Here is a 12,755-nt window from a genome sequence, read left to right on the forward strand (position 1 = left end):
TGTGCCTATGAAACCAGGACCGATTCAGAAGTCGCTCTGCTGGCGATTCAATATTATGATCGAAAGGCCAGCGAGGCTTGTACGATCGTGGCAGGCCAGGAGTTAGAACGGTTTGCCTAAGCCTTGAGAGCGCTTGCAAGGTCGCTCTTCACCCTCGCGTTAATATTGAAGAATGTTTATGCGATTAGCGGTGACTCCTGCAGTAGACAATAACTATCGAGGGAGCGAAACATGAATGGTGATGGGGTAATGGAAAACAAGATTGGCAAAGGACAGTCTTTTGCCAAACGAATCTACCTGCCACGCCTTATTGGCCTGGCGATTGGCATGCTGAGCGTACTGGCCGCCATTGCGCCGCTGGGCCTGCCGGGATGGGTATGGGTACTGTTGCTTTTCAACGGCTTGGTTTGGCCGCACCTGGCCTATCAATTGGCCACCCGTGCTAGTGAGCCATATCAGGCGGAGCGGCGCAACTTACTCTACGACTCAGTGATGGGCGGGTTCTGGACCGCGACCATGCAGTTCAATCCGTTGCCTGCCGTCACCATTCTTTCGATGATGACGATGAACAACGTCGCTGCAGGCGGCCAGCGTTTATTCGTGCATGGCGCGCTGGCCCAAGTTGTCGGAATTCTGCTTGCGATAACACTGTTCGGCCCGCAGGTGCAACTTACTGCAACCGCCCTACAGATCTACGCCTGCTTGCCAATGCTGACGCTCTACCCATTAGCGCTGGGCTGGGTCTGTTATCGCCTGGCCATTAAGCTCGCCGACCACAAGCGCCGTCTTAGCGCCCTGAGCTGTACCGACAGTCTCACCGGCCTGCTCAATCATGGGGCGTGGAAGGATTTGCTTCACCTGCAGTTTTTCGCCTTCCGGCAGGAGAGCTTCGAAACGGTGATCGCGATCATTGATGTCGATCACTTCAAACAGATCAACGACACTTACGGCCATCTCGTTGGCGACAGCGTGCTACGCCAGCTGAGCGCCGAACTTAAGAAAAACCTTCGCCAAGGTGACCTAGCCGGTCGCTTTGGTGGAGACGAGTTCTGTGTGATCCTGCCCAACAGCCCACTGAGCCAGGCTGGCGAAATTATGGAACGACTGCGAGGGGCAATGGGCAACTACCGCAATGAGCAACTGCCTGAGCTGCGAGTCACCCTGAGTATCGGCTTGGCATCGTGCTGCAGTGCAATGACCGACGCCGCAGACTGGCTCAACGAAGCCGACAAGGCACTGTATGCGGCCAAGAACAGTGGGCGCGACAAGGTCCATTTCACCTTAGGCGACATCGTCAACGCACCTTGAATCACAGTGGATTCGCTAGACACCTAGTAAACCAATTTTTTGATCTGTAAACTAATGAGGTTAACAACTCAAAAAAGTGGTTTATAGCAACCAGGTAATTTCCTCGTGGAAACTGCTGGGATAATGCCCCGATGGAGCTCGTGTTTCGCAGCTTGAAAACGGAATGGACCAGCACACGCCGTAGTTACGACCGGCAGAGAACGGCCAATAGCGGTCACTCAGGTAAACACGAATTCGCACCTTGAGCCGGGTAGCTCGCAGATCCTCATGTTGTAAAACAATACACCTAAGAATGTGATCGCCAGAGCCCACCTAGCTTGTCGACAATGACCAGAGCCACCCACTATGGTTTGAAGTTGATATTGAAGTACCAACAGGCCAATTTAAAAGGCTTTTTTTGGCGCTGGACGTCGATACACGGAGCAATAAACATCAAGATTCTGCATCCTCGAGCCTTTCTGGTGAAATGCGCGACCGGTTAAATCAGTTCAGATCAGTCGTTTCCTTTGTGCCTGCTTTCTTCTCGGCAGGATAGATCTCGTACAGCCCGATCAATCCGCATAAAGACTCAATATGTCGTCATACTTGCCGCTCTGTTTGATCTGGTCGAGTGCCCGTTGCCATCGAGCCACTTCCGAACCAGGTGTGCTTTTGGACAGTGCTATGTATCCATCGGAGGTGAGGATCGTCACCGGCGTTAGACGCAATGCAGAGGCAGAGACCTTGGCTTCGGCCAGCTTATGTTGTAAGCCCCATATCGATGAAGCTACAAGCAGCACTCTGCCCGCTTGCAGCATCTTGAAGCAGCCCGAATAGCTATTGCTACGGATGATGGCAGTAAAACCTTGGCTCACAAGGGCAGCATCATCCACGTTGTGGTTCAGCACACAGACGGGTAAATGGCGAGCATCAGATAGCGTTTTGATTCCGGTTGGATGTTCGGCGCTTTCATATAGCCGATCCGTTTCGCTGGAAATCGGCCCTACCCAATTGACGGTCGATTCCCTGTCCGCCGTTCGGCTTACATTGAAAAAGGCAATGCCTTCGTTTTGTTGTACCAGCGCCAGGCCTCGAGCCAGTGGCACTTCGGTAATCTCCATAGGCTCGCCGAGCTCTGACAACAACGCTCGTACCAGCTCTAGGTAGAAGGCGCGCTTCCCACTATGTGGCAAGCCGCGCAGGCTCCCGCTCGTACGGGACACCTCAAGGCCGGTACTGTGCGTCAATACCTGCCACTCATCGGCCAGGACATGGGATGAGCTGAAAGCCAGAATCGCGGCCAACATCCTCCTTTTCATACATCCCACTCGGGCCGCTCCTGTTCATCCTTCGAGTCACTATAAACGCGTCACCAGATGATTCAAGTCGACAGCGAGCATCGACAACTCGCCCTACGGTCATCGATTGGTGCCAGCGTTTTCAGGCACTCAGATTGGGCCTCCGATTCCCATCGAACGACGACAGAGTGCCAATGTTTTCTAACGGGCGCCATCTGAAGCCTCGTCTAATCCCGTCAGCAAGTGCAAACGGTCGGAGGGTATTTATTCAAAGAAATAGATTGTGCTTGAGCACGCGAGGACAAATTCGAGCCACCTTCAGAGGTTGGGTTAGCCAGTTGGACAGCATCATCCTTGAAGTTTGTCTTACACCAAGCGTAGCTGATCAAATCCTAGGTGCATTGAATGTAAAGCCTTCCTGAAAATCTATCATTGACTGCCAGCCACGACTGGCAGCAATGGGTCGACTTCTGCCGGTCACGACATACTGAAACTGGCCAAGCAAGAAACATCGCTAAGGCCCAATGTTTTACGCTGAAAGGTCTGCTACCGATCGCGCGTAGGCCGCCGTTGCAATCTCAATCAATGTGTTGCGCTCTGATCTATCAATAATCCCTCGGCATCGATAATCGTCAGCAACCTTCAGCAACTCATCATAACGCGCTTCCGTATCCATCAGGATTTCGGTATCTACATAGCCCCCTACTAGCCGACTCAGCCCGATAGGAATGGATCCTTTATTTGACCACCCCTCATCCATGTTCGATTATCGAACGATTTAAAAAATGTTAACGTATTGTTTTTAAAGGTTTTATTACTTTTATAAAAAAATCAGACAAAAATACATGTAATTACTCTTCACAGTGGATCCATAAATTGATTGACTGGCCCCGCACGGTGTCAGGTACTGCGCCTGTCCCGCTCATAAAAATAATAGGGTGTCGTGATGAATCACTTCTCAATCGGGCACAAGCTTCGGCTTGCACCCACCTTCGTGTGCCTCCCTCGCTTTAACTTTACGCAGCCTCATCTCGAGGGGCAGCCATGAGTGTCGATCTGAAGAGCGTGGTAGATGAGCGTCCCATGGCGCGGTTCCAATGGTTGGCCGTGGGCATCTGTATTGTTCTGAACATGATCGATGGTTTCGACGTGCTGGTAATGGCCTTCACGGCTTCCTCGGTGTCTGCCGAATGGAGCTTGAATGGCGCGCAGATCGGGCTGCTGTTGAGTGCCGGGCTGTTTGGCATGGCAGCAGGTTCTTTGTTTATTGCGCCGTGGGCGGATCGCTATGGTCGTCGGCCATTGATCCTGTTTTGCCTGCTGCTCTCCGGGGCCGGCATGCTGTTGTCGGCACTGAGCCAGACACCGGTGCAGCTGGCGTTGTTGCGTGGGTTGACTGGCTTGGGTATCGGCGGAATCCTGGCCAGCAGCAACGTGATTGCCAGTGAATATGCCAACAAACGCTGGCGAGGCCTGGCGGTGAGCCTGCAATCCACCGGTTATGCCTTGGGTGCGACCTTGGGCGGGCTGTTGTCGGTGTGGCTGCTGACGCACTTTGGCTGGCGTTCGGTTTTCCTATTCGGTGGAGCCGTGACCCTGGCGGTGATTCCACTGGTATTGATGTACTTGCCTGAGTCGTTGGACTTTCTGATCGCCCGCCGCCCCGAGAATGCCTTGGCACGCATCAATCGACTGGCCGCCCGCCTCGGCCAGCCAGCACTGCGCGAACTGCCCGTCGCCATCTCCGCGCCGATTTCAGGCCGTGGGCGCCTGGCGCAGTTGCTCTCGCCTGATTCACGGCGCACCACCCTGCTGATCTGGCTGCTGTTCTTCCTGGTGATGTTCGGCTTCTACTTCGTGATGAGCTGGACGCCGAAACTGCTGGTTTCAGCAGGGCTATCGGCACAGCAAGGCATCAGCGGCGGCGTGCTGTTGAGCGTCGGCGGTATCTTCGGCGCGGCGCTGATTGGTGGCATGGCCTCGCGCTGGCGGCTGACCCGGGTGCTGTCGCTGTTCATGCTGATTACCGCGGGCCTGCTGGTACTGTTCGTCGGTTCCGCTTCATCCGTATCAATGGCTCTCGGCCTGGGCCTGTTGATCGGGCTCTTTGCCAACGGTTGCGTGGCTGGCTTGTACGCGCTTTCGCCGATTGTCTACGACGCTTCAGTTCGGACAACAGGGGTCGGTTGGGGCATCGGTATCGGACGCATCGGCGCGATCCTTTCGCCGACCGTCGCCGGCCTGTTGCTGGACAGCGGTTGGCAGCCACTGCACCTGTACGGGGTTTTTGCCGTGGTTTTCGTGATTGCCGCCGCCGTGTTGCTGCTACTCAAGCTCAACACCCAAGTGCAACCTGCTGCCGAGCTCAGCCACGCCTGACGCAATGCAAAGAGGTAGCGAGGCCTTGCCTCGCTACTGACTACTACCCCCAGGAATACAACAATAATGACTTACCTTCCTCTCCCCCGGGCCCTGCTCGGCGGTGCAATAGCGCTTGCCTTATTACCTTCAGCGTATGCCGAGAGCAGCGGCTTTTTCGAGAATTCCAAGACCAGTCTGTTGCTGCGAAATTACTATTTCAATCGTGACTACAACGATCCCGGCGCCAGCAAGAGCAAGGTAGAAGAATGGGCCCTGGGCGCTATCCTCAAGTTCAATTCCGGTTACACCCCTGGCGTTCTAGGCTTTGGCCTTGACGGTATAGCGATGCTGGGTATCAAGCTCGACAGCAGCCGTCAGACCAGCGGTTCCGACTTGCTGCCGGTGCATGCAGATGGTCACTCCGCCGACAGCTATGGGCGTGCAGGGGTGGCCGCAAAAATGCGCTTTTCTGACACTGAGCTATTTCTGGGCGAGCTCATGCCCGATGTTCCGCTGCTGCGCTACGATGACGGACGCCTACTGCCACAGACCTTCCAAGGCACCATGCTGGTGTCCCGAGAGCTACCCGGCTTGAGCCTGCAGGGTGGGCAATACACCGCCACGAGCCTGCGTAATTCCTCAAACATGCAAGACCTCTCTGCCTGGGCTGCGCCCACCGTTACGTCAGACAGTTTCAACTATGCGGGCGCTGAATATCGTTTCAACGAGCAACAAACCCTGATTGGCGCTTGGCACTCGCAACTCGAAGACATTTATCAACAAAGCTATCTGAACCTGCTACATAAGCAGAAGTTTGGTGACTGGACTCTCGGCGCGAATCTGGGCTACTTCATCGATAACGATGACGGCAGCGCCCGTATTGGTAACGTGCAAAGTACTACTGGCTACGGGCTGTTCTCGGCCAACCTGGGTGGCCATACGTTGTATCTGGGACTGCAAAAGGTCAGCGGCGATACCAGCTGGATGTCCGTGTATGGCAGTAGTGGGCGCACCTTGGGCAACGACATGTTCAACGGCAACTTCAGTAACGCCGACGAGCGCTCCTGGCAGGCTCGCTATGATTACAACTTCGTAGCCGCCGGCATCCCCGGCTTGCTGCTGATGACCCGCTATGGTCACGGCGAGAACGCCACCACCAAGGCGGGTAGCAATGGCAAGGAATGGGAACGTGACACCGAGGTCAGCTACACCTTGCAAAGTGGCCCGATGAAAAACCTTAGCGTGCGGGTCAACAACGCCACCAACCGTCGCAGCTTCAACAGTGATTTCGATCAGACCCGCGTGATCGTCAGCTACCCACTGTCTCTCTGATCCTCCCGCCAGGGGCGCTAGTCGCCCCTGCATCCCCCCCCTTCCTTGCGTTACTATGGCGAACCACTTTCTGGAAGTCGCCTGCATGAGCAAACCGGGTCAAATGGTGCTAGTCGCACTGCGCAAAATGATCGCTTCGGGAGAGCTGGCGGCTGGCGAGCGGCTGATGGAGATTCCGACGGCGGAACGCTTCGGCGTCTCGCGCATGCCGGTGCGCATGGCCTTCCTTACTCTGGAACAGGAAGGTCTACTGGTGCGCCATGGCGGACGGGGCTATCAGGTGCGTTCGGTGAGCGCCGACGATATCGCCGGAGCCGTTGAAGTGCGCGGGGTACTGGAGGGGCTGGCAGCGCGGCAGAGCGCCGAACGCGGATTGAGCGAGCAAGCACAGGCGGCGCTTCAGGAATGCCTGGTACAAGGCGATGCGTTGTTCGACAAAGGCTATGTGACAGAAGAAGACCTTGAGGCCTTCCATGACCTCAACATGCGCTTTCATCAGGTGATCGTCGAAAGTAGCGCCAACCCTGCCATTGCCGAAGCCCTGTCACGAAACGACCATCGGCCCTTCGCTTCAGTCTCAGCGCTCGCTATCGATCGTGAAGACATGGCACGCGAATACCGGCGCTTCAACTTCGCTCACATGCAACACCACTCGGTCTTCGACGCGCTGGTCAGTCGCCAAGGCGCACGCGCTGAGGCCATTATGCGTGAACACGCCAATGCGACCCTGCGTTACGCCGAGGTATTCGGCGCGATCAGCAATAGCGAACGGATGAAAGTGATCGCGCGCGGCGAATAACCGGCTTGGTCAAAGATTCAGCACTAATAGCGCCGATTTAGCCCTTGAACAGCAGGGTGTGAACTGATCGTTTGCCGCCTGCTCTTCTTCGGTGAGGAACAGGTCACGGTGATCCGGCACCCCCTCCAGCACACGGGTCAAGCAGGTTCCACAGACGCCCTGCTCACAGGAAATTGCAATCTCGACACCGTGGCTTTCCAGCACCTGAACCACCGTCTTGTCGACTGGAATGTCGAACACCTGCCCGCTACTGGCAAGCTTGACTTGGAACGTCCCATCGCCACGGGTATCCACCGGCGCTGCGGCGAAGTATTCACGGTGCAACTGCCCATCGCTCCAACCTTGGGCCTTGGCGCTGTCGAGCACAAACTGCATGAACCCTGAAGGGCCACAGACATACAGGTGCAAGTCCGGGCCCGGATTAGCCAGGATCTTGGCGGCATCCAGACGCGAATCGGCCTCTTCATCGAAATGCAGGTGCACGCGATCGGAAAAGGAGGCCCCTTTGAGTCGGTCGGCAAATGCCGCACGCTCACTGGAGCGAGCACAGTAATGCAGCTCGAAATCGTCACCGCTGTGGGCCAGTTGCTCGGCCATGCAGAGAATCGGAGTGATGCCTATGCCGCCAGCGAACAACAGGCTGCGCCGAGCCTCACCCACCAGCGGGAAGAGGTTCCGCGGTTCACTGATGAACAGCCGATCGCCACTGTTGATCTGCTCATGCATGCTCTGAGAACCACCGCGCGAGTCAGCGTCCTTGAGCACACCGATCAGATAGCGATGGCGCTCTTGCGGGTGATTGCACAGTGAGTACTGGCGGATCAGTCCGCTGGGCAGGTGCACGTCGATATGAGCCCCGGCACTGAAGCTGGGCAATGCCCCGCCCTGTGCACAGGTCAACTCGTAGCTGCAAATATCCAACGCTTCGTTGTTGCGGGATGTCACGACGACTTCAATCATGGCGAACCTTCAAGTCCGGCCACCGCAGTGGCCGCGAACAGATCAATGGGAGTGGACTGGCGTATTGCTCAAGGGCGCTCCCTTTCGCTATTTCACCGCAGCAATCAGCTCGACAGCCGGTGCTCGCTCACGGGCAATGAGGCGTTCCAGCACGCGCCTGGACTGCACGCCACCGGCATCAATATTGAGCTTGAGCAAGTTACGCTCAGGATTGGCCAGCAGGTTTTGCTGCTGCTGTTCGAGCATGTCGAGGTCTTCGCTGAAAATCTTCCCCTGGCCCTCGCGGATGGTGTCGGTCAGGGCTTCGTCGTGCGGATTGAAGTTGCGTGCCATACCCCAGAAGTACCAGATCGAGGTCTCGGTTTCCGGTGTAATGAAGTCGACCACTATGCTCGCGGCTTTGTGTTGCGGCTCAGCGTTGTAACCGCCCTTGCCAGCATGAGCCACGCCCACTTCGATCAAGACGTGACTAGGCGGACTGAAGCGGCAGATCTGCCAACGGTCTACCGGCACGTCGTCGGCCAGGTTGTTGCCACGCAGGGCCATGCGCCAGAACGGTGGTGCCATGATGTTTTCCATGTGCCGTGCGGTGACCACTTCGTCACCCTGAACGGTTGTGACCGGCGGCGCTTCATCGATCTCTTTCTGGCCAATGCTGGAGGCGTGCACGTAGGTTTCGTGGGTGAGATCCATCAGGTTATCGATCATCAGTCGATAGTCGCAGTTGATATGGAAAAGCCCACCGCCATAGGCCCACTCATCGCTGACAGCCCATTCCAGATGATGGATCAGGTCTGGGTCAGCCTTGCCCTGCTCCCCAGGCCAGACCCAGATAAAACCGTAACGCTCTTCAACCGCGTAGGTCTTGTTGCACGGAAAGCCCCGGACGCGCTGACCTGGCATTTCGACGGTTTTGCCGTCACAGCCCATTACCAGGCCGTGATACCCACAGACCAGGTTGCCATTCTCGACATACCCAAGCGAAAGGGGGGCGCCTCGATGTGGGCAAAAATTCTCGACGGCGGCAACGCGCCCTTCATGGCCTCGATAGAAAACGATTTTCTCACCGCATATTTGCCGCCCAAGGGGCTTGCTAGCGATCTCGTCGGGGGTGCAGGCGACATACCAGGTGTTTTTCGGATACATGCGAATCTCCGGAGCAGGCTTGTTGTTATGGATCCATTTGATCGGATTAGTCGGATTTTAGTCAAGGTTTATGTGATAAATAACGATCAATGGATCCATTAATCCAATTCATCAATATTCAACCTTTCGAGCACCTTATATATGCGAAGGCGCTTCCATCCCGATCCTGCCGTGGCATCCAAATCCGATTCGACGTAAATCGCCCACAGGGCACTCTCCTGCTGGTCACTGGTGAGGCCGCATTGTGCATTTGTAAGGCGGGTCGCGGCGCACATTCAGCCAACGCATTGCGGATAAATCCGCTCCTACAACAGCGCGTGCGACTGCCGATCAAGCAGAGTAGCTGTCTTGCGACTAGCTTTACCTCGAACACGAAAGCCTCCGCCCACAACTCAACCAGGTAAAGGTTCGTTATGACTAAAAAAATCGACCTGACGATCACCCACGATTACCTCAATCCGTTTGCCTCGCCGGACAACCCCAAGCTAAGCCCCGAACTGGTGGATTACCTGTCGGATAGCGCCTGGTACCACCACGAATTGTGCCTGCAGATTCGCTGCCCGGAAGATGAGCGAGAACGCCTGCAGCAAGCCATCAGCAATACCTTTGCGGAAAAGAGCGAACAACTCAGAGTGGATATTCGCTCCCAGCGGCTGGTAGCGCTGACACTCTTGGGCTTGGCACTAGCCTTGGCGCTGGCAGGCACGGCTCTGGGTATTGAAGGCACCATCCCCGTGGGCGTCGTTACCGTCACCGCGTGGATGCTGCTCTGGCGTAGCGGAGAGATACTGTTTCTGGATATCCGCAGCGCTAACCGGCAGCTGCGTAAGTACCAGCGCATCGCCAGCGCATCAAAGCAGTTTGATTGAGGTTGATCGTTCCCACTTCGTGTGGGACTGCAGCCTTCGCTGCATCAGTGCCCACCGACCAGCCATTGCGCCCGGGAAACCGTTCCATCGTTGTTTGTTTATGGCGACAAAGACAAAAACATCCCACCCCAGGCAATAGCTTTCATGGCGGAACGTGCGCACGCTGGTCAAGTCGAGTGCAACCGATGGGGCAGCACTTGTGCAATTGACTGGCCAGTGGCAATGCAAATGCGGGGGCGAATTCCATGCAATTACGCAAGATGGCGCGGCCGGACGATTGCCAATTTGGTGCAGGGCATGAAATCCCTAACGCTCGTACAAACCGCCTACTCCCCAAAGATCCTCACGGGGTAATTGCAACTTTCATCACCCCGTCGCGTTGATGCGCAAACAGGTCATACGCCTCTTCGATGTCATCGAGTTTGTAGCGATGCGTCACGAGCGGCGACAAGTCCACCCCGCCATTTTCCACCACCGCCATCAAGCGTCGCATGCGTTCCTTACCGCCGGGACATAGGGTGGTGATGATGCTGTAATCCCCTAGACCAGCGGCGAAAGCGTCTAGTGGGATTTTCAGGTCACTGGAGTAAACCCCGAGGCTGGAAAGTCGACCGCCCGGACGCAGAACCCGCAATGCCGACTCAAAAGTCCCCTGAGTCCCCAATGCTTCGATGGACACATCGACACCACGCCCCTCCGTCAGGGCCATGATTTGTTCAACCACATCACCGTCCTTGAAGTTGACGACATGCGTCGCCCCCAGTTTTTTAGCGACGTTCATACGTTCGGTGACTGCATCGACTCCAATAATCGTGGTTGCGCCTTTAAGCCGTGCACCGGCCACCGCGCAGAGCCCAATTGGCCCCAAGGCGAATACCGCCACGGTATCGCCGATTTCCACCCCTCCTCGCTCGGCTCCAGAAAAGCCGGTAGACATGATGTCCGGGCACATCAGCACCTGTTCGTCGCTGAGACCGTCCGGTATCGGACATAGATTGGCCAACGCATCAGGCACCAATACATATTCAGCCTGGCAACCATCAATGATATTGCCGAACTTCCAGCCACCGGTGGCCCGAAAGCCATGCCGGGTATCCGGGCCATCCTGTGAGCCACAGCCGCACAGGCAAGCATAACTCTGTCCACTGGGGGTAATCGCGCCCGCGATCACCCGCTGGCCTTCGACAAAACCGAGTACCTGCGAACCGAGCCGCTCGATGATGCCGACTGGCTCATGACCGACTGTCAGGCCTTTGGCTACAGGGTATTCGCCACGCAGTATATGCACGTCGGTACCACAGATCGTGGTGGTTGTTATGCGAATCAACGCATCGAGGGGCCCGACTTCAGGAATGGGTTTGTCGTCGAGCACGATCCGGTTTTTTTCGACGAAAATTGCCGCTTTCATCGTGGCCATGATGATCCCTCCTGATCAATATGCGATTGAGTTCAGCACGAAATCCAGACTCTGCCGGATTGCCGGATCAAAGGTTAATTGCGTACTGGGCACTGCATCGATGGTGCCAAGTGACGATGTACGGAGCTGTTCGGCGAGGTTTTTTCGAGTTGGCGAAATTCGGACCGCGTCGTGAAGCTCTGGCTAATCATCTCTCGGCGCATTCCCCATTTGCGCAAGACCTGACCAAGATCGAGCAATTAGCCGCCACGCAGCGGATGTCGGAACACTTCGAAAGCAGTGTTGGAGTTCTGGAGATTGGCCATATTCGTGCTCAATTGGACTCGTTCCATACCGCGTCACGCACATCTACTTTCTTGGGCAGAAGCTTGTTTTGATAAAACAGATCGGCCGTCATTTGCTGCGCATTGATGATGTTTTCATCAATGCGCAGTATTGGAGAAGGCGGCCGATTATCGAGGTAGCTGGCAATCACACTGTCGGGCAGTCCCATGTATTTTTTTACCACCTTCAGGCTTTCTTCCCGTTGGCTGCGGGTCAGCTCTTCGGCGGCAGTAAGCTCATCGAGCAGCGCGTGGACAAAAGAGCCATTGGCTTGCGCGTAGGCGCGTCGTGCGGTGTACACAGGGCCTGACAGGTTCAAACCTTCGCCGTTGGCAAGCACGCGCACATTGCCCTGACTCAAGGCAAGCGAGGAGTAAGGCTCCCAAATTGCCCAGGCATCTACGCTGCCCTGTTCGAAGGCTGCACGCGCATTAGCGGGAGGCAGGTTCATAGGCTGGATGTCCTGGTAGCTCAAACCGGCCTTATTCAACGCCCTAAGTATCAGGTTGTGTGAACTGGATCCGCGCTGAAATGCCACCTTTTTGCCTTTTAGGTCGGCAATGTCTTTTAGCGGGCTGTCAGCGCGTACCAATATGGTTTCCGCTTGTGGTTTTGGCGGCTCGGTTCCGATGTAGACCAGATCGGCTCCCGCCGCTTGCGCGAATAACGGCGGGATGTCCCCGGTGGAGCCAATGTCCAGCGCATTGACGTTGATCGCTTCCAGCATCTGCGGCCCGGCAGGAAATTCAATCCACTGCACTGCCGTTTGAGGAAAACGCTTCTCCAAAAGCCCGTGCTCTTTAGCGAGTAATAAGGCAATCGAGCCTTTCTGGTAGCCGATTCTCAGGGTTGCAGGGTCTGCTGCCATTACGGAGTTTGTCAGACTGAACAGTGCTAACCCCGTAAAAAAAACTTTTAGAAATGTCATCTTTGTCTCGCTGTTTGAAATCTGGGAGAACGCC

General features: G+C 55.8%; 10 protein-coding genes and 1 pseudogene. 6 read left to right on the top strand and 5 right to left on the bottom strand.

The features are described from left to right. The first annotated feature begins 249 nt into the window (after positions 1-249). On the top strand, positions 250-1,308 hold the full coding sequence (locus tag CKW15_RS13545; protein WP_095056931.1) for a diguanylate cyclase: 1,059 nt from the start codon (positions 250-252) through the stop codon (positions 1,306-1,308). Positions 1,309-1,859: 551 nt separating this feature from the next. On the opposite strand, the gene CKW15_RS13550 is transcribed toward CKW15_RS13545, so the two are convergent. After that, positions 1,860-2,591, bottom strand: a complete 732-nt coding sequence (locus CKW15_RS13550) for an ABC transporter substrate-binding protein (protein ID WP_159953400.1) — start codon at positions 2,589-2,591, stop codon at positions 1,860-1,862. 1,038 nt (positions 2,592-3,629) lie between these two features. On the opposite strand from CKW15_RS13550, the gene CKW15_RS13560 reads away from it, so the two are divergent. The 3 genes from CKW15_RS13560 to CKW15_RS13570 all read left to right on the top strand — a co-directional run bounded on the left by CKW15_RS13560 (position 3,630) and on the right by CKW15_RS13570 (position 7,077). Then, positions 3,630-4,964: an MFS transporter gene (locus tag CKW15_RS13560; RefSeq protein ID WP_095056185.1), complete on the top strand. Its 1,335-nt coding sequence runs from the start codon at positions 3,630-3,632 to the stop codon at positions 4,962-4,964. Between the two features lie 66 nt (positions 4,965-5,030). Next, positions 5,031-6,278, top strand: coding sequence for an OprD family porin (locus CKW15_RS13565; protein WP_095152203.1), 1,248 nt, complete (start codon positions 5,031-5,033; stop codon positions 6,276-6,278). 85 nt (positions 6,279-6,363) lie between these two features. After that, complete coding sequence (locus CKW15_RS13570; RefSeq protein ID WP_095152250.1) at positions 6,364-7,077, top strand: GntR family transcriptional regulator; 714 nt, start codon at positions 6,364-6,366, stop codon at positions 7,075-7,077. A gap of 9 nt (positions 7,078-7,086) precedes the next feature. Here CKW15_RS13570 and CKW15_RS13575 read toward each other — a convergent pair whose 3' ends face one another. Both CKW15_RS13575 and CKW15_RS13580 read right to left on the bottom strand, forming a co-directional pair. Beyond that, a complete protein-coding gene (locus CKW15_RS13575; protein ID WP_095056183.1) occupies positions 7,087-8,037 on the bottom strand; it encodes a PDR/VanB family oxidoreductase in 951 nt (316 codons plus the stop codon). An 87-nt stretch (positions 8,038-8,124) separates the two neighbouring features. Then, a complete protein-coding gene (locus tag CKW15_RS13580; protein ID WP_095056182.1) occupies positions 8,125-9,183 on the bottom strand; it encodes an aromatic ring-hydroxylating dioxygenase subunit alpha in 1,059 nt (352 codons plus the stop codon). A 413-nt stretch (positions 9,184-9,596) separates the two neighbouring features. Here CKW15_RS13580 and CKW15_RS13585 point away from each other — a divergent pair, with 413 nt between their 5' ends. Both CKW15_RS13585 and CKW15_RS28750 read left to right on the top strand, forming a co-directional pair. Further along, positions 9,597-10,052: a hypothetical protein gene (locus CKW15_RS13585; protein ID WP_095056181.1), complete on the top strand. Its 456-nt coding sequence runs from the start codon at positions 9,597-9,599 to the stop codon at positions 10,050-10,052. A gap of 81 nt (positions 10,053-10,133) precedes the next feature. Beyond that, positions 10,134-10,229 (top strand): annotated as a pseudogene (locus CKW15_RS28750) (alpha/beta hydrolase); the annotation flags it as partial. A gap of 166 nt (positions 10,230-10,395) precedes the next feature. On the opposite strand, the gene CKW15_RS13595 reads toward CKW15_RS28750, so the two are convergent. Continuing rightward, complete coding sequence (locus CKW15_RS13595; RefSeq protein ID WP_095056180.1) at positions 10,396-11,469, bottom strand: NAD(P)-dependent alcohol dehydrogenase; 1,074 nt, start codon at positions 11,467-11,469, stop codon at positions 10,396-10,398. A gap of 313 nt (positions 11,470-11,782) precedes the next feature. Further along, on the bottom strand, positions 11,783-12,721 hold the full coding sequence (locus CKW15_RS13600; protein WP_095152204.1) for a sulfonate ABC transporter substrate-binding protein: 939 nt from the start codon (positions 12,719-12,721) through the stop codon (positions 11,783-11,785). Positions 12,722-12,755: the final 34 nt, after the last annotated feature.

It is taken from the genome of Pseudomonas sp. Irchel s3b5 (assembly GCF_900187435.1).
In the GTDB taxonomy this organism is placed as follows: Bacteria; Pseudomonadota; Gammaproteobacteria; order Pseudomonadales; family Pseudomonadaceae; genus Aquipseudomonas.

Coding starts and splice junctions, on each gene's coding strand:
- CKW15_RS13545 (WP_095056931.1), top strand. CDS start 250: ATGGAAAACAAGATTGGCAAAGGACAGTCTTTTGCCAAACGAATCTAC.
- CKW15_RS13560 (WP_095056185.1), top strand. CDS start 3,630: ATGAGTGTCGATCTGAAGAGCGTGGTAGATGAGCGTCCCATGGCGCGG.
- CKW15_RS13565 (WP_095152203.1), top strand. CDS start 5,031: ATGACTTACCTTCCTCTCCCCCGGGCCCTGCTCGGCGGTGCAATAGCG.
- CKW15_RS13570 (WP_095152250.1), top strand. CDS start 6,364: ATGAGCAAACCGGGTCAAATGGTGCTAGTCGCACTGCGCAAAATGATC.
- CKW15_RS13575 (WP_095056183.1), bottom strand. CDS start 8,037: ATGATTGAAGTCGTCGTGACATCCCGCAACAACGAAGCGTTGGATATT.
- CKW15_RS13580 (WP_095056182.1), bottom strand. CDS start 9,183: ATGTATCCGAAAAACACCTGGTATGTCGCCTGCACCCCCGACGAGATC.
- CKW15_RS13585 (WP_095056181.1), top strand. CDS start 9,597: ATGACTAAAAAAATCGACCTGACGATCACCCACGATTACCTCAATCCG.
- CKW15_RS13595 (WP_095056180.1), bottom strand. CDS start 11,469: ATGGCCACGATGAAAGCGGCAATTTTCGTCGAAAAAAACCGGATCGTG.
- CKW15_RS13600 (WP_095152204.1), bottom strand. CDS start 12,721: ATGACATTTCTAAAAGTTTTTTTTACGGGGTTAGCACTGTTCAGTCTG.